Annotated in this window: 21 protein-coding genes, 1 tRNA gene and 1 pseudogene; 10 read left to right on the top strand and 13 right to left on the bottom strand. The window is 63.5% G+C overall.

The features are described 5' to 3' along the window. Positions 1-7: 7 nt before the first annotated feature. Entirely contained in the window at positions 8-1,078 is a 1,071-nt protein-coding gene (locus NKH19_RS27175) for a sensor histidine kinase (RefSeq protein WP_352872638.1), read from the bottom strand. A gap of 525 nt (positions 1,079-1,603) precedes the next feature. Here NKH19_RS27175 and NKH19_RS27170 point away from each other — a divergent pair. The 4 genes from NKH19_RS27170 (at position 1,604) to NKH19_RS27155 (ending at position 3,504) form a co-directional block, all read left to right on the top strand. Beyond that, positions 1,604-1,897 (top strand): hypothetical protein, encoded by a 294-nt coding sequence (locus NKH19_RS27170; RefSeq protein ID WP_352872636.1) that lies wholly within the window; start codon positions 1,604-1,606, stop codon positions 1,895-1,897. Between the two features lie 80 nt (positions 1,898-1,977). Further along, a tRNA-Gln gene (locus tag NKH19_RS27165) sits at positions 1,978-2,051 on the top strand. 346 nt (positions 2,052-2,397) lie between these two features. Beyond that, complete coding sequence (locus NKH19_RS27160) at positions 2,398-2,586, top strand: hypothetical protein (RefSeq protein WP_352872634.1); 189 nt, start codon at positions 2,398-2,400, stop codon at positions 2,584-2,586. Positions 2,587-3,297: 711 nt separating this feature from the next. After that, positions 3,298-3,504 carry a hypothetical protein gene (locus NKH19_RS27155; RefSeq protein ID WP_352872632.1) on the top strand — a complete coding sequence of 69 codons (207 nt, stop codon included), beginning with the start codon at positions 3,298-3,300 and terminating at the stop codon, positions 3,502-3,504. A 74-nt stretch (positions 3,505-3,578) separates the two neighbouring features. Here NKH19_RS27155 and NKH19_RS27150 read toward each other — a convergent pair whose 3' ends face one another. After that, positions 3,579-3,818, bottom strand: coding sequence for a hypothetical protein (locus tag NKH19_RS27150; protein ID WP_352872630.1), 240 nt, complete (start codon positions 3,816-3,818; stop codon positions 3,579-3,581). 271 nt (positions 3,819-4,089) lie between these two features. Between NKH19_RS27150 and NKH19_RS27145 the strand changes: the two genes are divergently transcribed. Further along, positions 4,090-4,398, top strand: coding sequence for a hypothetical protein (locus tag NKH19_RS27145; protein WP_352872629.1), 309 nt, complete (start codon positions 4,090-4,092; stop codon positions 4,396-4,398). 99 nt (positions 4,399-4,497) lie between these two features. Here NKH19_RS27145 and NKH19_RS27140 read toward each other — a convergent pair whose 3' ends face one another. After that, positions 4,498-5,367: an SDR family oxidoreductase gene (locus tag NKH19_RS27140; protein ID WP_352872628.1), complete on the bottom strand. Its 870-nt coding sequence runs from the start codon at positions 5,365-5,367 to the stop codon at positions 4,498-4,500. A gap of 104 nt (positions 5,368-5,471) precedes the next feature. Here NKH19_RS27140 and NKH19_RS27135 point away from each other — a divergent pair, with 104 nt between their 5' ends. From NKH19_RS27135 to NKH19_RS27120, 4 genes are all read left to right on the top strand, one after another. Beyond that, entirely contained in the window at positions 5,472-6,365 is an 894-nt protein-coding gene (locus tag NKH19_RS27135) for a LysR family transcriptional regulator (protein WP_352872627.1), read from the top strand. A 184-nt stretch (positions 6,366-6,549) separates the two neighbouring features. Further along, positions 6,550-6,795, top strand: coding sequence for a DUF982 domain-containing protein (locus NKH19_RS27130; RefSeq protein WP_352883064.1), 246 nt, complete (start codon positions 6,550-6,552; stop codon positions 6,793-6,795). 115 nt (positions 6,796-6,910) lie between these two features. After that, positions 6,911-7,213, top strand: a complete 303-nt coding sequence (locus tag NKH19_RS27125) for a DUF982 domain-containing protein (RefSeq protein ID WP_352872624.1) — start codon at positions 6,911-6,913, stop codon at positions 7,211-7,213. Between the two features lie 157 nt (positions 7,214-7,370). Continuing rightward, positions 7,371-8,372 (top strand): aldo/keto reductase, encoded by a 1,002-nt coding sequence (locus tag NKH19_RS27120; RefSeq protein ID WP_352872622.1) that lies wholly within the window; start codon positions 7,371-7,373, stop codon positions 8,370-8,372. 93 nt (positions 8,373-8,465) lie between these two features. Here NKH19_RS27120 and NKH19_RS27115 read toward each other — a convergent pair whose 3' ends face one another. Then, positions 8,466-10,400 carry an AI-2E family transporter gene (locus NKH19_RS27115; RefSeq protein ID WP_352872659.1) on the bottom strand — a complete coding sequence of 645 codons (1,935 nt, stop codon included), beginning with the start codon at positions 10,398-10,400 and terminating at the stop codon, positions 8,466-8,468. 357 nt (positions 10,401-10,757) lie between these two features. Beyond that, positions 10,758-11,192 (bottom strand): hypothetical protein, encoded by a 435-nt coding sequence (locus NKH19_RS27110; RefSeq protein WP_352872621.1) that lies wholly within the window; start codon positions 11,190-11,192, stop codon positions 10,758-10,760. 317 nt (positions 11,193-11,509) lie between these two features. Here NKH19_RS27110 and NKH19_RS27105 point away from each other — a divergent pair, with 317 nt between their 5' ends. Continuing rightward, complete coding sequence (locus tag NKH19_RS27105) at positions 11,510-11,695, top strand: hypothetical protein (RefSeq protein ID WP_352872661.1); 186 nt, start codon at positions 11,510-11,512, stop codon at positions 11,693-11,695. A 156-nt stretch (positions 11,696-11,851) separates the two neighbouring features. Here NKH19_RS27105 and NKH19_RS27100 read toward each other — a convergent pair whose 3' ends face one another. The 8 genes and pseudogenes from NKH19_RS27100 to NKH19_RS27065 form a co-directional block, all read right to left on the bottom strand. Beyond that, positions 11,852-12,616, bottom strand: coding sequence for a slipin family protein (locus NKH19_RS27100; RefSeq protein ID WP_352872620.1), 765 nt, complete (start codon positions 12,614-12,616; stop codon positions 11,852-11,854). Next, entirely contained in the window at positions 12,613-13,989 is a 1,377-nt protein-coding gene (locus NKH19_RS27095; RefSeq protein WP_352872619.1) for an NfeD family protein, read from the bottom strand. Before NKH19_RS27095 ends, NKH19_RS27100 begins: the two co-directional genes overlap by 4 nt. 177 nt (positions 13,990-14,166) lie before the next feature. Further along, positions 14,167-14,526, bottom strand: a complete 360-nt coding sequence (locus tag NKH19_RS27090; RefSeq protein ID WP_352872618.1) for an SPW repeat protein — start codon at positions 14,524-14,526, stop codon at positions 14,167-14,169. A gap of 154 nt (positions 14,527-14,680) precedes the next feature. Beyond that, positions 14,681-15,754, bottom strand: a complete 1,074-nt coding sequence (locus NKH19_RS27085) for a D-alanine--D-alanine ligase family protein (RefSeq protein ID WP_352983119.1) — start codon at positions 15,752-15,754, stop codon at positions 14,681-14,683. A gap of 24 nt (positions 15,755-15,778) precedes the next feature. Then, positions 15,779-16,423, bottom strand: coding sequence for a C39 family peptidase (locus NKH19_RS27080; protein ID WP_352872616.1), 645 nt, complete (start codon positions 16,421-16,423; stop codon positions 15,779-15,781). Between the two features lie 73 nt (positions 16,424-16,496). Then, positions 16,497-17,004 (bottom strand): annotated as a pseudogene (locus tag NKH19_RS27075) (hypothetical protein). Positions 17,005-17,245: 241 nt separating this feature from the next. Continuing rightward, positions 17,246-17,674 (bottom strand): VOC family protein, encoded by a 429-nt coding sequence (locus NKH19_RS27070; protein ID WP_352872615.1) that lies wholly within the window; start codon positions 17,672-17,674, stop codon positions 17,246-17,248. A gap of 253 nt (positions 17,675-17,927) precedes the next feature. After that, on the bottom strand, positions 17,928-19,127 hold the full coding sequence (locus NKH19_RS27065) for an aminotransferase-like domain-containing protein (RefSeq protein ID WP_352872658.1): 1,200 nt from the start codon (positions 19,125-19,127) through the stop codon (positions 17,928-17,930). Between the last annotated feature and the right edge of the window lie 32 nt (positions 19,128-19,159).

Below are 19,159 nucleotides of genomic sequence, written 5' to 3'. Positions count from 1 at the left end.
ATAGACCTCAAGGGCTGAAAGACGGCTCGGTGTCGGCAGCAGGGATTTCGGCGCCGAGCGGCGGAACGACGATCGATTCCAGCGGCGCCGTCAGCGACCAGCTGAGATGGCCCGGGCCGCGTTCCAGGACCGCCGAGCCGTTCAGCGACTGCGGCGCGACCCGCTCCAGGACGACGGTGCCGAAACCCTTGCGCGTGCCATCGTCCCGCCGGCTCCCTTCATACACCGGCATCGTCTCGTCCCAGACGAGATGGATTTCCCGCTTTCCCGGAACACCGTTGGCGATCTGCCAGGTGATCTCAAGCCGCCCGGCATCGCCTGCCAGCGCGCCATATTTGGAAGAGTTGGTGCCGAGCTCGTGAAACGCCATGCCGAGATTTTGCACGGCGTTCGGCTGCAGGGTCAAAAGCGGTCCGGAGAGCGATACCTGCTCCTCGCGGCCGAATGGCTTGAGCTGCTCCTGGACCAGGTCGAAGAGGCTGGCACCCGCCCAATCCGAGTTGACCAGCAGGTCGTGCGACCGCGACAGCGCCATGATGCGGGAGCGGATCAGCTCTTCGAACTCGCGCGGATCGGTCGAGCGTTTGCTCGTCTCCCTGATCATCGAGAGGATCACCGCGAACTGGTTCTTGACGCGATGGTTCACCTCGCGCAGCAAAAGCCGGATCCGGCGCTCGCTCTCCCTGGTCGCGGTGATGTCGCGGGCGATCTTCGAAGCACCGATGATCTCGCCCGATGCGTTCCTGATCGGCGAGATGGTGAGCGAGACGGCAATAAATCCACCATCCTTGCGTCGCCGGATCGTCTCATAGCTGGCCACGACTTCGCCATTGCGAACCCGGCCGATGATGTCGGCTTCCTCATCCCTGAGATGATCGGGAATGAGCATCAGCACCGATCGGCCGACAGCCTCCCCGGCGGCGTAGCCGAACATGCGCTGAGCCGCTCCGTTCCAACTGGTGATGATACTGTTCAGGTCCTTGCTGATGATGGCGTCGAAGGACGAATCGACGATCGCCGCCAGCCTTGCGTCGGCGGCGATTTCAATCGGGCCATCGATGTTTGCCAATTCCGTCATTGCCCCACCTTCCCCTAACCGCCTGGCGTCCCACACCGCTCTCGCAACCATGCGTCAGGCTTGCAGACGGATTTCCGCCGTGCCCTGCAATGCATGGCGGACATTTTGGTTGCAATGGGAAGGCAACATTCCGCATCGCGGCCGAAGCTGCTCGTCGAAACCGGGGCTGGCAGCTCGCCTCGGCCGTTCCAAATTCCGCGAGAGGTCAATCAGGGATGGCCCGTGCGGCCAGGTTCGATACCGGGCTCGTCTGGCGGAGCAACGGGCGATGGATCGGCCGAGGCGTCCCTTTGCGGGCAATCCTCGTAGCGGTGGTCGCGGCCGCCACAGAAGGAACAGCACATGGCTTCACGATCCTCGTTTCCGGGCCACCATTGCGGCGTCTCGTGGGGCTTCCGGCCGTCCATCCCCAGCAATGCGCGACGCGCCATTTGGTTGCCCCGCAAAGAAACGGCCAGTTGGCCGTTGCGGAACCACCGGCCGGGATGCGAGTTTCGCGTGATACGTCAGCTCGAGGGAACCGCCATGCCGATGCGCCGAATTGCTTTGATGACGGCAGCGATCCTGCTTGCCGCGACCGGCCTCGCCGAGGCCCGGCCCGACACCCGCACGATGAGCTGCGAGCAGCTCCGGCGGCTGATCCAGAGCCACCGCGCCGTGGTGCTGAGCACCGGCCCCAACACCTATGACCGCTACGTCAGGCAGTTCGGCAACGAATGCGACTGGCCGGAGGTGCCGATGTCGGCCTATGTCCCAACCCGTGACGGCCGCTGCCCGGCCTACCGCTGCGAGGAGCCTGTCAACAACTTCCCGAACTGATGCCGGCCACGCGCCTTTGCCGCGGCACTGCGTTGATCCCGGCGCGCGAACCGGCTACGGGTGTTGGCGCAGTTGCATCTTCCCGCTTCGTCTAATGGTAGGACAGCGCCCTTTGAAGGCGTGAATCGTGGTTCGAGCCCATGAGCGGGAACCAGCAATCAAGAACTTGGCGGGCCTTAACCGCACAGAGCAGATCGATTACATCGAAGCTGCGCGCATGAGACCGCTCCATCCGGCTTATTAGCAGATGCTTGTATTTCTTCTGAAGCAGGATCATCATCAAGCGGTTAGCGACCTGAAGGGGTGACGCGCCATGCAACTGAGTTGCTTTGACCAGGTTGGGGGCATCCTTGCATCAACGATGTTCCTCGACATCACGGCGGTTTTCATAATTTTGGCCGCCTTTGCCGCTGTACGGCTGGTTGCAATGTCGGGCGAAGGTTCTATCCAACAGCTCCAGACGGTGTAGCCCGCGAGGTGCTTCCCACCTGGAGAGGTATATGGCCGCGAGAAAGGCGATAGCGGTTAAGGACTGGTCTTGCGGCATGAGCGACGAGCTTGGCCGTGTGGTCCTGACCATCAACCCGACCGACGGTGAGCCAATCCTGGTTTTGATGACAATTTTCCAGGCGGCGAAAATGGCCGGGGAATTGCGATCCCCGAAACGCGTGCCCTTCTCACCTCGGTAACACCACGCCCGCGGGAAAGTGGCGATAGCAGCACCTTTCGATGACGTGAACCGTGGTTCGAGCCTATGGAACCAAAATCAATCACACACTCCAGTCCGGTTCGGGTCCGCTGACGTTTTTTAGCGACAGCGAAACCAAGGTCGCACGCCCACGTTGAGGCTCGTTCAACATGGGAGCTCAGGCAATGGATCCGGCAAGCGGGGCTGTGATGCTTTTGCTTTCGTGCGGCACCGGCGACGCCGCCATGTGCAAACCTATGGAAACGGCGCCTGCCCTTTACGCATCCCTCGATCAATGCCGGGCGTCTTTGGCCGGCAGGCTGGCAAGCTCGCCCAACGGCGAGATCGTCGGCCGGTGCCAGGCAATCGACGCGATCGCCACGGCTTCTCCACCGGCGGACTACACTACGGTCGTCGTCACGCGAGGAATAGATGCCGTGACGAGTTATGTCGTGCCACGCGGGGCGAAATGAACGGATAGCACTGAGCTAGCCGACCAACCTGGCTATTGGCTGACGGTTTGCGAGGCAACGAGGACAAAACTCGCCGGGGCGGCCCCAACGCCCTCCCCGGCGAGCCTGTTGCCCCGCTACGATGAACAATGGAGCAATTCCTGCTGTACGAATTCGGGCGCCACTAAGTTGCATCTGTTCCCCGAAACCATTTCGCGGAGCCCGCGTTGACGACCGGGGTCCGACACAGGAGAGACCACATGACCGTCAACTGCCGCATATCGATCGACAACCGACCTGAAGCCACCGATGCAATTTTCCAGGCGGTTCCCCGGATTGGCGAAAGCGTTTCCCTGTCGATCGATGGAAATACACAGGATCTGCGGGTATCACGTGTCGTGCATGTGACCAATGGCACGCTGGAGGGTGCCGCGATCATCGTCGAAGTGACGACCAACATTCTCTAGGCCAACATCCGCCACCAAGACGTCGGCCGGCGGCCCGTTGCTTCTTGCCAGGCGCCGGATCGCAAAAGTTGCGGTCAACCGCCGTGGTCTGCGGCGCCGTTGCCATCGGAGCTGCGCAGGATGCCGAAATCCTGCGACTTAACCCCTTGCTCCGCCGTCAGGAACCCGTCCGAGGCAAGGCCGCGCCGCAACAGTTCCCTGACCGCGGCCGAGCGGCTCGGCATGCGCTTGTCGTAGCGCCAGTTTTCCAGCGCGGCCAGTTCATCGGCCGTCAGCATGATTTGCAGTCGTTCGGGGCGTTCCAATTCAGCCATGGCGCTTTCCTCGCTCAGGACCAAGAATACGTTGAGTTAGTATTAACTCACTTGGCTAATAAATAGGATAAGCCTCATAATGCGTCAAGACCCTGCTATGGATGGTTCGCGCACCAGGCGCATGATGAGGATTCGGCGCTGGCCACGCAATTGCATAACTCTACTAACTGATTGATTTTTTTGGATAATATTTAATTTGTGAATTGCCATGGCGGAGTCCTTGCCGCATGGTGGAATCTGAACAGAAAACCGTTCCGGTTGGGAGGTTTCGATGCGGTATGATTACTCGACGCGCCTGCGCGATGACGTCAGTTCAGCAGTCCTGATGGCATTCAAGACGGCCGGCATCGTCAACATCACGGCGGTGGCGGAACGGGTCAGGGTCAGGAATCTGGCCGAGAACGTCGCCCTTGAGGACGTCGAATACCTCGTCCTGCAGGCAGCCCAACTCATTGGCGTCGCAATCGAATTCGACGGCCTCAGCTCTGTCGACGGCGTCGCTGGGACGTTCGTGGATGGCCAGGCCGGCGACGATGGCGAGCGCGTGATCGATAGACCTCTTCCGGCTTCCCGGCAGTAGGGCAATTTTGGTTGAACACATTGTCCCACGCAAAGGCAGGGCGTCCTCCTCAAGAGGCCGCCCTGTTGTCCATGTTAATGGTCCTTGCGCTTGCTTCCGTCAGGCGGAGGCAGCGACTTGTGAGGCAAAGTCGCGATATGGGCGCAGTGGGCGGCCCAGAAGCGCGGTCAGGCGATCGACGTCGCCAGCCTCGGGCAGCATTCCGTCGGTCAAGAACCGCTCGCCCATCAAGCGCATGTCGTAGGCCATCCAGGCAGGCAAGAACTGCTTGAGGTTTTGCTCGAAGCCCTCTGTATCATCGCCGCCGTAGCTGATCGGACGGGCGAGCACGTCCGACCAGATCGCGGCGATATCCGCCCCGGTCAGCGTCTGCGGACCGACGAGGTTGATCCGATCGAGCGCAAGTGGCTCCGCAGCCCGTTCGCGGCGCAGCAGCTCAAGGGCGGCGATCTCGGCGATATCACGCACGTCGATCATGGCGAGCCCCTTGCCGCCGATCGGCATCGTGTAGGCGCCGTAGCCGGTGATGGCGGCTTCGATCATCAGATCGTTCTGGATGAAGTAGGCCGGGCGCAAGATCGTAGCCTTGAAGTCCATCTGCTCGATCATTCGCTCGACGCCGAACTTGCCGGCGAAATGCGGCACGTTCGCATAGACGTCGGCATGGATCACCGAAAGATAGACGATCCGCTCGATGCCAGCCGACCGGGCGACGTTCAGCGCCACCAAGGCCTGCGTGAATTCGTCCGGCACCACGGCGTTCAAAAGGAACAGGGTGGAAATGCCGGACATGGCTTTGCGCAGCGAATCGACGTCGAGAAAGTCGCCCTGCGCGACCGATACGCCCGCCGGGAAGCTTGCTTTCGAGGGATCGCGGACGAGAGCACGGACATCGGCGCCGCGCTGGACGAGGTGTTCGACGACTTGGCGGCCAACATTGCCTGTGGCGCCGGTGACGAGAATGGTCATGGAAATTTCTCCTGTTGGATTGCTTGACACGCCCAATATGTGTGGCTCACTAGCAGTCCAATAGACGGAAATTCTGGACGCAGCGTCCCACTGGTGGAACGATCATGGATCTCCTTGCCCTCGCCGACTTCAACCTCGTTGCCCGCCATGGTGGCTTCGGCAAAGCGGCAAGGGCCACCGGCCGGCCCAAGGCAACGCTGTCTCGGCGCGTCGGCGACTTGGAAAGCAGTCTTGATCTGCGCCTGTTCGAACGAGGTGCGCGCAACCTGAAGCTCACCGAGGAAGGGCGGGCACTCTTCGAGCGGACGGGGACCTTGCTCGCCGAACTGGACGAGACGGCCGCGGCGATCGCCTCGGGCGGTCAGAGACCCAAGGGCAGATTAAGGATCAGCGCACCTCTCCATTTTTCTCAGACCGCGATGGGGAGGATCGCCGCGGGGTTTACCCTCAAACATCCGGAGGTAAGGCTTGAGGTCACGACGGAGGACCGCCCTGTCGACATGATCGAGGAAGGCTACGACCTGGTGATCCGGGTCAATCCGGATCCCGACGAAAGCCTGGTCGGACGGGCGTTTCTCCGCGACCGCCTGGTCGTTGTGGCGAGCCCACACCTTCCTCGCACGACCGGTGGACGGGCCGCTCCTGGCGTTGCGCGTGGCACAGGCGAACGGCAAACATGGCACGTGAAGACACAAGGTGGCCGGTCGACGATTACGATCGAACCTGTCCTCGCTTTGTCAACGCTGATCATGGTGCGGGATGCGGTGCGAGCCGGCGTCGGTGTTGGACGTCTCCCAATTTCGCTGGTGAGCCACGACTTGGCTGACGGCACACTGGTGAATTGGGGGGACATCGACGGCCCCGAGATCGCTCTCTGGACGCTCTACCCATCTCGGCGGCTGCTCAGCGCACGCGTGTCGGCGTTCCTGGACTTTCTGAAACAGGCCTTTCCAAATGGGACGCCGGACGAACTGGCCGCCTATATTGGCAGGTGGTGACTGAAGCCGCTTTCGCCGGCAACAGTTGGGGCGACGGAACACAAGCCGAAGGCGAACAAACCGGGTGTCGATGCGGATGGTCGTTGGAGAACGGATGTTTCGGACTCTCACGGCAGAGTGATTGGCACCGACGAAACCTTGGGCCGCCAAAGGCGTTTATCGCTTCAGGCCTGTCGAGGTTCCAATGCAGACTGCATGGTTTTCCAAACCCGTGGCGGTGTCGGTCGGTGTCACCGGTTCCATCCACCATTTGTCCAATACACAGCAAGCCATTGAATTGCTCACGACACATTGGCGTGACGCCGGCAGCCCAAAACATCAATCGGCGTTGCGCGCCTGCCGCCGGGCGACGAGTGGTGACGTGTCCTCCGACATCGCCCGGGAGGCTTTCGTCGAGGCCGCCCGCGAGGCGCATATCCTGATCGAGTAGTCTGGCCGCCCGTGTCTGTTCTTGACACGGAAACCCGCCCCTCGCATATTTTGCGATAGCCGGAGCCAGCGTTGCCGGCCAGTTCAAAGCATCGTTCAAGCGATTGGAGGAAGTGATGAACGACAGGCGTTTCAACCACCCCGTTTTCGTCAAGGACGGTCAGATGATCGTCCAGGAAATCACCTGCCTCGACGAGGCCCTCGACTTTCTCGACGAATGGCCGAGCAACCGCCGCGGCCCGATCTTCGATACCGCCCGGCGCGCCTGCCATCGCGCCTTTGACGGGCTGTTGCCGCCGTCGGTTGCCCGGGAAGCCTTCGCCGGCTGGGCAAGATCGGCGCGCATCCTGGAGGAAATCTCGAGCGTCCTGCCCTGGATGACCGGGCAGCGATCCGGGCGTGGCGGTATTTCGGCCTGAGCGGCTGGTTTCAGGAATATCGCCCGGCGAACCGATTGTCGGAGGCGCCGGGATAGGCAGCGTGACCCATGGCCGGCGATTGTGGCGGCCAGCCCGCCTGTTAAGAATGGAGCGGACGCGCCTATAGTCGTGGCGAGCTGCACCGGAGAGCGCACCAATGACCCTGAAAACACGCAAGCTCGGCAGTCAGGGGCTGCAGGTCTCTGCCATCGGCCTCGGCTGCATGGGCATGAGCCAATCCTATGGCCCGGCCGATGAGGCCCAATCCATCGCAACGCTGCACCGCGCCATCGAGCTCGGCTGCACCTTCCTCGACACCGCCGAGGTCTATGGCCCCTACACCAACGAGGCCCTGCTCGGCCGGGCGTTGAAGGGCAAGCGCGACCAGGTGACGATCGCCACCAAATTCGGCTTCCGCATAGAAAACGGCAAGCAGGTCGGAACCGATAGCCGGCCCGGGCACATCCGCGAGGCCGTGGAAGCCTCGCTCGGCCGACTCGCCACCGACCATATCGACCTCATCTACCAGCACCGCGTCGACCCGGCGGTGCCGATGGAGGATGTCGCGGGCGCCGTTGGTGAACTGGTCGCGCAAGGCAAGGTGCGCTTCTTCGGCCTGTCCGAGGCGGGTGTGGCCAACATCCGCCGGGCGCATGCCGTGCATCCGGTGTCGGCGGTGCAGAGCGAGTACTCGCTGTGGGAGCGCAATCTGGAGCCGGAGATCATCCCGCTGCTGGGTGAACTCGGCATCGGCCTGGTGCCGTTCTCGCCGCTCGGCCGCGGTTTTCTCACCGGCGAGGTCAAGCGCGCGGAGGACTATGCCGAGGGCGACTACCGCCGCAACGATCCGCGCTACCAGGGCGAAAACTACGACGCCAATGTCGAGGCGGCGGCCAAGGTGCGCGACATCGCGGCTGCCCGGGGCGTCAAGCCCGGCCAGGTCGCGCTGGCCTGGCTGCTGCGGAAGGGCAGCGGTTTCGACATCGACATCGTGCCGATCCCCGGCACCAAGCGGATCAGATATCTGGAGGAGAACGTCGCCGCCGAATCCCTGAAACTCGACGCCACCGAAATGGCCGCGCTCGACGACGCCCTGGCGCCCGGGAAAATCGCTGGCCCGCGCTACACCGAGCGCGGCATGGCGATGGTCGATCGGTAGAGCGGGCGATCCCGAAACGGGAACTGGATACCTGCTCTTTCGCCATCGGTGCCGGGCTTGCCGGACCCATTGCCGAACGAGGCGACGGCGACCCTAGCTCGCCGCCGCCGCCGGCACCTTCCTGGGCGCGGGCCGCTGCCGGCGCATGCGGCGTTTGGCGATGAGCTTGAGGGCAACCGGCGGCTCGTTTGACAGTGCGCCCAGTACGGCATCGACCATGCCATGCGCCACGAAATCCGCGTTGATGTCCTGGGCCAGCCTGGCGGCCGTTTCCTTGTCCTCGGCGGCGGTCTCCGACCAGAACACGATTCCCACCCGAAGGGCGGCCTTCGCGCGCTTCAGCCGCCGAACCAGAAAGCGGGCGTGCTTGACGGAATCGCGGTTCAGGAAGCCGACCACGACGGAGTCGATGGTTTCGAGCTCGATGCGGCGGATGTTGGCGGGTTCCATCTCGGCAAAGCCGGCCGTTGCTACCGTCGCGCCCTGGACCTCCAGCACCTGCGCCAGCATCGCGGCAGTGGCATCGTCGAGTTCGCCGCGCCCGCCGGCGCAAAGCACCGATATGCCGGCGCCATCGGGCAGATCGGTCTCGTTCTCGCCGGCGGCATCGCCATGGTCGCCCGCCTCCTCGGCCACGTGCGGGTCCTCCTCCTCGCCTGCCTCCTCCTGTGCGCTGTCGTCGAGGTTGGCCACCAGCGTCAGGGCGCTGGCCGCCACCTGCCGCCGTTGCAGGTCGCCCATGACGCCGCGCACCCGGTCGCGCTCGCCCAGCAGGAGCGCCGGAATGGCGACCTTGTCGTAGAATTCGACAAGATATTTCTCCTCCAGCATCTCCTCGGCGTGGTCGGTGGCTTCTTCCGGATCTCCGGCCAGCAGCCGCTGGTATAGTCGCGCATGGGGTTCGAGCACCGGCTCGTTGCCGAACAGCACGTCGAGGAATTCAAACTGCGGCACGTGCCTGCCCAGCACCACCAGGCAGACGGTGAGCGGCGTCGACAGGATCAGCCCGAGCGGTCCCCAGAGCCACGTCCAGAAGATCGCCGCGACGATGATCGCCAGCGGCGACAGTCCCGTTCGCGAACCGTAAAGCCAAGGTTCGATGACATTGCCGGTTATCAGTTCCATCACCACGAACAGGGCGGCCGTCCACAGCACGAGCGACCAGCCGGGCGCCACGGCCAGCGCCAGGAACAGCGGCAGCAGCATGCCTATGGCCGGGCCGATATAGGGAACGAAACGCAGCGCCAGCGCCAGCAGTCCCCACAGCAGGGCATTGGGAATGCCGAGGATCCAGAGCCCGATCGCGATCGGTATCGCGTAGACGATGTTGACCACCAATTGCATCAGCAGGTAGAGGCCCACCCGCTTGCCGGCATCCTGAAGCGCCTCCGTGGTGCGGTGGAGGTCGCCGTAACCGACAAGCCTGATGAAGCGGTCGCGCAAGTCCTCGCGCTCGAGCAGCATGAAGATGACGACGACGATGATCAGCCCGGCCGATCCGAGCGGGCTGATCAGCGGGCCGACTATGTTCTGCAGGACTTCGAGCGGCCTTTCGCGCGAGACGATCTCGACGGGCACCGGCTCACGCGGCGGCTTTTCCGGGGTGACGGCCGGCAGCGTAGCGTCCTGCCGGTCGATTTCCTGGCCGACACGCTCGACCACCTGGCTCAATCTGGCAAGGATCCCTCCCCCGACCCCGGTTTCCTTGAGCGAACGGATCTTGGTCAGGATGTTGGTCTGGTAGACGGGGATGTTCTGCGCCAGTTCGCTGACCTGCGTGGCGACGATGAAGGAGAACAGGCCAAGCGCCGCGAAAGCGCCCAGCACGCTGGCGACGACAGCCGCAATCCGGGGTATGCCGACCTTTTTGAGCGCCGCGACAAGCGGCGCGAGCGCGAAGGTGAGCAGCAGCGCGATCGCGATCGGCAGGAAGACCTCGCGCCCGAAATACAGTGCCGCCACCGTCGTGACGGTGGTTGCCACATTGGGCAATGAGGTTCGAGGGTGAGGCGTGGCGGCCGAAAGCATGTCCTCCGACCCATGAGCCGGAGACGCCGTGCCGTTTCGACGATTGGCCACTCGATCTTCCCCCTGCCAACCGTCATGATCTGATATATCGAGCCGGCATGCAACTTTCTCGGCGTTCCCGTGCCTGCGCCGGGATGGCGAGATCGAATGCTGTTTGTCAGCGTTCCGATTTTCGACGCGATGAGATCGGCTCGCTCGACATCGTGTTCGGCGAGCGGCCGCTGGTAGCAGACAAGCGGCGCCATCCAGCACAATCGATAGGGGGCGGACAGACCCGCTGCCGCCTCATAGATCTTCAAGCATTCGTTCAGCCGAACTCGACGCCGTGCGCGATGTTCGCCAGCCGGGCATCGGCCTTCAGTGCAGAAACGCTCCTCGCAGCCACGCGAAGAAACCGGATCTTGCGGACATTGCCGCGCGGACACGGGATGCGGCCCATCGTGCCGTCATCGTGGCGCCGACATGGCAGTGGCAGACGATTCCGTGGAGCTGCCAATCGGTCAGTTCGAAGAAGCGCTTGGCCTCACCGTAGGTATCCTCCTTCAAGCCCAGCGCGCGAAAGATCGGATCTTCGAAAGCAACTGTGATTGGTGATCCCGCGGAACGCATTCTTTCGCGCACCTCCACGGATTGGTACTCGGTCCCCGTCAGCGCCCCTAGGCACCTGTTGGGATTTTGCTCCAGAAGCTGCGCCCAGCGTTCGAGGCGTTCGCCTCGGGTCGCGACAAGATAGGTTGCCTCGGCGTGGACGTCGGCAACGGCATTCAGTTGGTCAACGGTTTGATGCTTCACGGACGCCTCCTATTCAGTGGCTGAATTCGCTCCAGCCTTGAATGGAATTATGGCGCTCCGTGAGGTCGGCAAGACCCGGAAATGCACGGTAGGACGATTCATTTTTGACGACCTGGCTCCATTCCGCGGCACGGCTCGCGAGAGCGCGTCCGGGTCGTGACCGAAACCGCACCGGAACCAACCGCAAGCACGACCGTTCTGCCCGCATCAGATCTGGTCGAGACGCCGTCAAAGACGCTGAGGACACCTGGATGTCGGGTTGTTCGACATCCCCCCGGATGTCGACCACCCATCAAGCCCCACGCAGGAGTTATTTCATGGCCATTCTGCCTAACCCCGACCCAACGCCTGTTCCAGTACCCACGCCGCCGCCGCTTCCCGAACCGAAGCCCATGCGCGAGCCGGATCCGGACAGGCTTCCGGATGAAGACCCTGTCCCCAATCCGGATGAAAACGACGTGCCGCCCAAGCGCATGGCCCCGGTGGCCTGGAAGGAGCATTGAGCACCGTTCCAGATAGACGCCGCGGATGACGTCGGTGTAGCGCAGCGTCACGCCAGCGATCTCGGCGGTGCGGGCAATGGGCTGTGCGCCAGGGTTATCGCAGCACGGTCGGAGAACCCGAAGCTGGCGATGCGGCTGCTCAGCGCCCTAGCCGGTTCACTTGGCGCCGTCCGGCTTTTTGTTGAAAATCGTGAGCAGATCCACCGGCAGCGGAAACACCACTGTCGACGAGCGCTCGCCCGCGATGTCGTGCAGGGCCTCGAAATAGCGCAGCTGCATGGCTTGCGGCTCGGCCGCCAGCATCTTGCCGGCCTCGACCAGCTTTGCCGCCGCCTGCTGCTCGCCATCGGCATTGATCACCTTGGCACGCCGCAGCCGCTCGGCTTCGGCCTGCTTGGCGATGGCGCGGACCATGCTTTCGTTGAGGTCGACATGCTTGATCTCGACATTGGAGACCTTGATACCCCAGGCATCGGTGCGCTGGTCGAGAATCTCCTGGATGTCGCTGTTGAGCTTGTCGCGCTCGGCCAGCATCTCGTCGAGCTCGTGCTTGCCGAGCACCGAGCGCAGCGTGGTCTGCGCAAGCTGGTTGGTGGCGGCCATGAAATCCTCGACCTGGATGATTGCCCGCTCGGCGTCGACGATGCGGAAATAGAGCACGGCGTTGACCTTCACCGAGACGTTGTCGCGCGAGATCACGTCCTGCGGCGGCACGTCCTGCACCACCACGCGCAGGTCGACCCGCACCATCTGCTGGACGAAGGGAACGAGGAGGATGAGGCCGGGGCCCTTCACCCCGGTGAAGCGGCCGAGCGTGAAGACCACGCCGCGCTGATATTCCCGCAGGATGCGAATGGTCGCGGAGAGGAACATCAGCACGAGGAGGGCGAGTATCAGATAGGCCACATAACCGATGATCATTGCCTTGCTCCATTGTTCCTGCGCCGGACCGTCAGCATGAGACCCCTCACATCGGCCACCTCGACGCTGTCGCCAGGGGCGAGCGGTTCGTCGGCTTTCGCCCGCCAGCGCTCACCCTGGGCCAGCACATGGCCCTCGCGTCCCGACCAGTCGAGTATCTTGGCCGGCAGTCCGTGCATGGCCTGCGCGCCGACACGCGGCAGGCGCTTGCGTGCCGCCCACAGATAGCTGCCGGCCAGCAGCGCCAGGCCAAGCGTCAGCGCGGCGGCGGTGCCGATGACCGCCCATGACATCTCGAAGCCGGGACCCTCGACCTTGAGCAGCATGGCGGCGCCGAGCAGGAAGGCGGCCACGCCACCAAGCCCAAGCACCACGGTCGGATTGAAGGCCTCGATGACGAGGAAGGCGAGGCCAAGCAGCATCAGGGCAAGGCCGGCATAGCTGATCGGCAACAGGTTGAGGGCATAGAGCCCGAGCAGAAGGCAGATGGTGCCGATCACGCCGGGTGCCACCGCGCCGGGGCTGGTGAATTCGAAGACGAGGCCGTAGAAGCCGGCCAGCATCAGGATGACGGCGATGTTGGGATCGGTGATGACGGCGAGAAGCCGGATCAGCCAGCCGGGCTCCAGCGTCTCGACCGGGAGGCCCTTGGTCGCCAGCACCTGTTTCTTGCCGGCCACCTCGACCATGCGGCCGTCGGCAAGCTGCAGCAGTTCGGCCGTGTCATGGGCGACGAGGTCGACGACATGTGCCTGAAGCGCCGCGTTGGCGGAAAGGCTGGCCGCCTCGCGCACGGCCTTTTCACCCCAGTCGGCATTGCGTCCGCGCAGTTCGGCGAGCGAGCGGATCAAGGCAACCGCGTCGTTCGTCATCTTGGTCATCATGGCGTCGCCCGCCGGCGGTCCGGTGGCGTCCTTCTGGTCGCCCTTGTTCTGGTCGCCGCCACCGGGAAGAGACGGCAGCCCGCCAAGCTCGACCGGTGTGGCAGCGCCCAGATTGGTGCCGGGCGCCATCGCCGCGACATGGGTCGCATAGAGGATGTAGGTTCCGGCACTTGCCGCATGCGCCCCGGCGGGCGCGACATAGCCGATGACGGGAACGGGCGAGGCAAGGATATCGGCGATCATCTCGCGCATCGAGGTGACCAGCCCGCCTGGTGTGTCGATCTCGAGGATGAGAACCTCGGCGTGCCGCTCGGTGGCGTTCGCCAACGCTTCCTTGAGCTGCCTTGCGCTCGCCGGGCCGATGGCGCCGTCCATCTCGACGCGCAACGCCACCCTCTCCGCCGCCTCCCCGGTTACCAAGGAAGAGGGACTGGCGACCGCGGCGGCCATGAGGGCCGCGGCAACAACCGCCATCCGCGCGAGGTTCACGCTCAAAACTCCCCGGGCGGGATATGGGGCCCGATCCCACCGAAATCCATGGCGCGGTACAGACTGCAAGCCGACGAACCCGGCTCCGCGCGGCCTGGACGGCAAACGCATGGGGCGCATAAATTCAAATCCGGAGGAGCCCGCCGCTCGCGCGCCGGACCCCCACCCTTTTACCGGTCACGCATGCGCGTGCGGATGACGGAAGTCCCAGACGGCCCAACCTGATACGGCAACCACCAGCACGCCGAGACCGACGTGGGTGGCCATCGCGTACCCGTTCGCCATGAAGTCGAGAAACCAGGGCGAAACGATCAGCCAGAGCCCGAGAACGACACTAACCCATTCCTCCCACTCGGCGAATGCGGCAAGCGTCGCCAAAGCCATGACGCCCAGCACGACGCCAACAATCCAGGCGTTCCATGCGGGAGCGGTTTCAGCAGCGAAGCCGATTATCCAAGGTGAGATGAACAGGCAGATGGCAAGGACCAGATTAAGCCAGTCCTGGCTCTTCTTTCCTTCCATCAGTGTATTAGCCATGACAACCTCCACAGATGAAGCTTGACCAAAGCGTTAAGTTCGCGTGCAACGCACGCTCAATGATTGATGTAACTACGCTTCACATGGCCTTCAAGACCTGGCCAGAGACGGCCCCGGCAAGGCGTAGACCGCGCCACTCCGCTCCCGAACGGGATCAACGCGCCGCATGCCTTGCCAGCGCATGCTCGATCAGCACGTCGATGATCTGGCTGTAGCCAATGCCTGATGCCGCCAGCGCCTTGGCGTACATCGAGATGTCGGTGAAACCGGGAATGGTGTTGACCTCGTTGACCAGCAGGCTGCCGTCGGCGCGCAGGAAGAAGTCGACGCGCGCCATGGCTTCACAGCCGAGCGCCTGAAAAGCCTGCCGCGCGATCTCTCTCGCTTTGTCGGCAACCGAGGCCGGGACATCGGCGGGCACCTTGACCACCGCGCCGTCGGCATCGAGATATTTGGCCTCATAAGTGTAGAAGCCATGCTTGCCGGCCGGAATGATCTCGCCGGGCAGCGACACCGTCAGCGTGCCGTCGGCCCGCTCCAGCACCGAGAACTCGATCTCGCGGCCTTCGACGAACTCCTCCACCAAAACCTTGCTGTCATGCCGGAAAGCCGCCTCGACGGCCGCGGTGAAGCTGGCGCTGTCGGTTGCCTTGCTGACCCCGAAGGACGAGCCCTGGCGCGCCGGCTTGACGCACACCGGCTGGCCAAGCTTGGCCGCGACTTCCGTAAAGGCCACCGACTCGCCGCGCCGCAAGGTCAGCGAGCGGGCAACGGCAAGGCCGGCCTCGCGCATCAGCCGCTTGGCAATCTCCTTGTCCATGGCGGCCGCCGAAGCGAGGATGCCGCAGCCGACATAGGCGACATCGGCGACTTCGGCATAACCCTGCACCGACCCGTCCTCGCCGAACGGTCCGTGCAGCACGGGAAAGACGACGTCGACCGGAGGCAGGTCGGGCTGCGTTCCATCCCGCGATACGGCGACCAGCCTGCCCTTGCCGCCGGGTAAAAGCGCGACCTCGATGCCGTCCTCGGATGCCGGAGCCCCTGCCCCGTCGCCGGCGGCCGACTGTTGCAGCAGCCACCTGCCGCTGCGGGAAACGGCGATCGGCACGATGTCGTAGCGCGTCCGGTCGATCGCCTTCAGCACATTGGCGGCCGAAAGGCGCGACACGTCATGCTCGGCCGAACGTCCGCCATAGAGGATGGCAACCCTTGTCTTGGCGGTCATCGAAATCCCTCAACTCTCAAAAGTTCAAATGGCGACGGCAATGCCACGATTGGCAAAGAAGCGATCGAAATCGGCTGGCGCCAACACTGCGTTTGCCTGTGTGGCGCTGGTATGGCCGGACGGATTGTGGAAGCGGAAATCCTTGGCGGAAGCCGCCGTGACCAGCACCAGATGCCCGCCCTTCGATGGCGGCTCGCGCTCGGGCCAGCGGATGGAGCTGCTGACCGACGCGATGAAGAAACGCGATCGAGAAAGGATCGCCGGAATGTCCCCTGTCGCGACATTGGTCATCACCTCGGCGCGCAGGCCGAAGACCTCATCCACGAAGCTGACGAAGGGCGCGTAGATCAGCCCCTTGATCGATCCCTCGTTGACGACATAGCCACCATATCCAGTGCATTGCCTGGCGAGTTCGATCGTTGGCACGATCTCGCCGCGCGTCGCCAGGATCATCTTCAGGCAGGCCATGCCGCAGATGTTGGCGGCCCAGGCCGCGTATTCGTCCAGCGTTTTCGCGCCCGACCCCTGCCACAGCGGATCGCGCCGCAGCGCCACTTCGGCGCCATCGGCGAGCACGTCCTTGGTCATGTCCGGCGTTTCCCACTGGCTGAAAAACGGCACGGTTTCAGGCAGTGGACTCACGCGGTCTCCTCGGGCGGCTGGTTCCATCTCGAATACGAGGATACGAGATGGATGAAAAGCCGCTTGGGCCTGTTTCGCTCTACGAGCCGCGCGGCGTCGTTTACTCGGCCTTGGTCCAGCCGAAAACCAGCCAGGCATATTTGGATCTTTCGTCGGGTTCGGCGGTGTAGGTCATCTGCATGTCGCCGTCCTTGGCGTAGATATCCAGCCTTATCCAGCTTGAGCCACGCCGAACTGTTGCTGAAGGACCAGGTCCCGCACCAGACGCAGGCCCCCGACGTTGGATCACCGGGCTGATGGAAATTGTAGCGGCCGTCCGCCGTGATCTCCAGATAGTCGAAGGCGCCGTAAAACGCGGTCACTGTCTGCTGGAACTCATTGGCGGCCGCCTCTTGTTCCGGCGTGGGCGCATCCTTCATGTCGCGCGGCGGCCGGATGGCTCCACCGTTCAGTTTCCATTTGCCGACAAAATCCTTCTGGGTCGGAAGATACTCCTCCTGAGCCTGCGCCGACTGGATATGAGCAACGGATAATATACCGCCCAGACCCATACCCCCGGTCACCAATAGAAGTGCGGCGGCATGGAGCGCCCTTGTTGAGTTTTGCATAAAAAATAGTCTCCACGATGGGTAATGGGAGTTTTATTCAAAGGTTTGTGGCGCGCGTTGCTTCGATGCCGATTCCCGTCCGCCATTTGCACGGTTAGCACCGGGGCCACCAAATTGGCAACGCAAAGCGGCATCTCTCCAGCATCGCCCATGGCACCCCGGTCCGGCACCAACTCGGATGAGCACCGAAGCGCCCAAAGCCGTCGCTTGCGGACTGGATTCAGGTGAATATCGGCACAGCCTAGAAGGTGATCTTCACCGAAGCGGTGCTGCGCGTGTGCGGACCGTGATGAACGGCCTCGATGTTGTTGCCGTCCGGATCGAGCAGGAAGGCGGCGTAATAGCCGGGGTGATAGGGCCGTTCCCCCGGCGCGCCATTGTCCGTGCCGCCGCCGGCGAGCCCGGCCTTGTAGAAGGCCTCGACCATGGCGTGGTCCTTCGCCTGGAACGCAAGATGATGGCGGCCGGTGAGTTTTCCCAACGCCGCCCGGCTGTCGGCACTGGAGATGAACAGTTCGTCGGCCCAGAAATAGCCCTCGCCGGCACCACCGATCGGGATATCGAGCACCTGCAAGACCGCTTCGTAGAAGCGCCGGCTGGCCGGGAGATCCCTGACCACCAGCTGGATATGGTCGATGAGCCGGCCGCGATGCAATTCCTGGGTTTCCATGAAAACTCCTCCTCGTGAGGCTTTCGAATTTAGGTTCGGACAAGACGCCGTCAATGCGGACGCGTTACCGTCACCCGCCGCAAGTCCACTGATCCACCTTTCAAACAAAAAGCCCGCCGGGAGGGGATCCGGCGGGCCTTTGGAAAGCCGACACAAGAGGCTTTCCACTGTCTGCGGGGGTCAGACATGGTGAGAACTCCGATGTACCACAGAGGTTCCACCGGAACGAAAAAAGCCCGCCGGCGGCGGAAGCCTATTCCTTCAGGATGGCCGCCAGCCTTGGGACGCCCTCACTCACCGCGCGCCGGTCGGCGAGCGTGAAGGACAGCCGCAGCGTGTTGCGCCCGGTGCCGTCGGCGAAGAACGCGTTGCCGGGCACGAAGGCGACGCGCGCCTCCTCGACCGATCGCGCCAGCAACGCGGTGGCGTCGGACCCTTCGGGCAGCGTCATCCAGACGAACATACCGCCTTCCGGACGGCTCCAGGTCACGCCTTCAGGCATGTGGGCTTCCAGTGCAGCGAGCAGGCCATCGCGGCGCTCGCGATAGGCGCCGATGAGTTTTTCGACCTGGCCGTCGAACACGGCCTCGGCGACGCGGTGCATCACCACCTGGTTGATCGACGGGCTGTGCAGGTCCGAGGCCTGCTTCATCAGCACCAGCTTCTCGACGATATGGCGCGGCGCGCACACCCAGCCGACACGCATGCCCGGCGACAGGATCTTCGAGAACGAGCCGCAATAGAGCGTACGCGCCTTGTCGATGCCGCCGGAGCGCGCGCAGTCGAGCGCCAGGATCGGCGGCTCGCCTTCGCCGTCATAGCGCAGCGCGCGATAGGCGGCATCCTCGATGACGGCGATGTCGAGTTCGCCGGCAAGGTCGAGCACCGCCTCGCGCTGCTTTCGGTTCAGCGTGTTGCCGGTCGGGTTGGCGAAATCCGGCACAAGATAGGCGAACTTGGCCTTGCCGCCATTCGCGGCGGCCGCCGCGCGATAGGCGTCGGGCGTCATGTTGCCGCCGTCCGGGGTCAGCCGGTCGTAGCGCGGCTCATAGGCGTTGAAGGCCTGCAGCGCGCCGAGATAGGTCGGCCAGGTCACCAATGCCGTATCGCCCGGCGAGAGGAACAGTTTGCCGAGATAATCCAGCGCCTGCTGCGAGCCGGAGGTGATGAAGATGTTGGCTTCGTCGCAGGCAACGCCGAGCTTGCCCATCTGCCCGGCCAGCCAGCGCCGCAACGGCGGATAGCCTTCCGAGACCTGGTATTGCAGCGCCGCTCCCGCCTCCGAGCCACCCAGCACATCGGCATAGGCATCGCGGATCGCCTCGGCCGGAAACAGCGCCGGATCGGGAATGCCGCCGGCAAACGAGATGATGTCGGGCTGGTCGAGCAGCTTCAGCAGTTCACGGATTTCGGACGCCTTCATCCGCGACGAGCGCGAAGCCAACAGGTTCATCAAAGTCACGACACGCCTCCCCGGACGCTGCA

Source organism: Mesorhizobium sp. M1338 (assembly GCF_040318045.1).
Taxonomy (GTDB): domain Bacteria; phylum Pseudomonadota; class Alphaproteobacteria; order Rhizobiales; family Rhizobiaceae; genus Mesorhizobium.
This window is presented reverse-complemented; position numbering and strand designations above follow the sequence as displayed.

Bases quoted from the DNA above. Each gene is read 5' to 3' on its own strand.
- NKH19_RS27175 (WP_352872638.1), bottom strand. From the start codon at position 1,078: ATGACGGAATTGGCAAACATCGATGGCCCGATTGAAATCGCCGCCGAC.
- NKH19_RS27170 (WP_352872636.1), top strand. From the start codon at position 1,604: ATGCCGATGCGCCGAATTGCTTTGATGACGGCAGCGATCCTGCTTGCC.
- NKH19_RS27160 (WP_352872634.1), top strand. From the start codon at position 2,398: ATGGCCGCGAGAAAGGCGATAGCGGTTAAGGACTGGTCTTGCGGCATG.
- NKH19_RS27155 (WP_352872632.1), top strand. From the start codon at position 3,298: ATGACCGTCAACTGCCGCATATCGATCGACAACCGACCTGAAGCCACC.
- NKH19_RS27150 (WP_352872630.1), bottom strand. From the start codon at position 3,818: ATGGCTGAATTGGAACGCCCCGAACGACTGCAAATCATGCTGACGGCC.
- NKH19_RS27145 (WP_352872629.1), top strand. From the start codon at position 4,090: ATGCGGTATGATTACTCGACGCGCCTGCGCGATGACGTCAGTTCAGCA.
- NKH19_RS27140 (WP_352872628.1), bottom strand. From the start codon at position 5,367: ATGACCATTCTCGTCACCGGCGCCACAGGCAATGTTGGCCGCCAAGTC.
- NKH19_RS27135 (WP_352872627.1), top strand. From the start codon at position 5,472: ATGGATCTCCTTGCCCTCGCCGACTTCAACCTCGTTGCCCGCCATGGT.
- NKH19_RS27130 (WP_352883064.1), top strand. From the start codon at position 6,550: ATGCAGACTGCATGGTTTTCCAAACCCGTGGCGGTGTCGGTCGGTGTC.
- NKH19_RS27125 (WP_352872624.1), top strand. From the start codon at position 6,911: ATGAACGACAGGCGTTTCAACCACCCCGTTTTCGTCAAGGACGGTCAG.
- NKH19_RS27120 (WP_352872622.1), top strand. From the start codon at position 7,371: ATGACCCTGAAAACACGCAAGCTCGGCAGTCAGGGGCTGCAGGTCTCT.
- NKH19_RS27115 (WP_352872659.1), bottom strand. From the start codon at position 10,400: ATGCTTTCGGCCGCCACGCCTCACCCTCGAACCTCATTGCCCAATGTG.
- NKH19_RS27105 (WP_352872661.1), top strand. From the start codon at position 11,510: ATGGCCATTCTGCCTAACCCCGACCCAACGCCTGTTCCAGTACCCACG.
- NKH19_RS27100 (WP_352872620.1), bottom strand. From the start codon at position 12,616: ATGATCATCGGTTATGTGGCCTATCTGATACTCGCCCTCCTCGTGCTG.
- NKH19_RS27090 (WP_352872618.1), bottom strand. From the start codon at position 14,526: ATGGCTAATACACTGATGGAAGGAAAGAAGAGCCAGGACTGGCTTAAT.
- NKH19_RS27085 (WP_352983119.1), bottom strand. From the start codon at position 15,754: ATGACCGCCAAGACAAGGGTTGCCATCCTCTATGGCGGACGTTCGGCC.
- NKH19_RS27080 (WP_352872616.1), bottom strand. From the start codon at position 16,423: ATGGAACCAGCCGCCCGAGGAGACCGCGTGAGTCCACTGCCTGAAACC.
- NKH19_RS27070 (WP_352872615.1), bottom strand. From the start codon at position 17,674: ATGGAAACCCAGGAATTGCATCGCGGCCGGCTCATCGACCATATCCAG.
- NKH19_RS27065 (WP_352872658.1), bottom strand. From the start codon at position 19,127: ATGAACCTGTTGGCTTCGCGCTCGTCGCGGATGAAGGCGTCCGAAATC.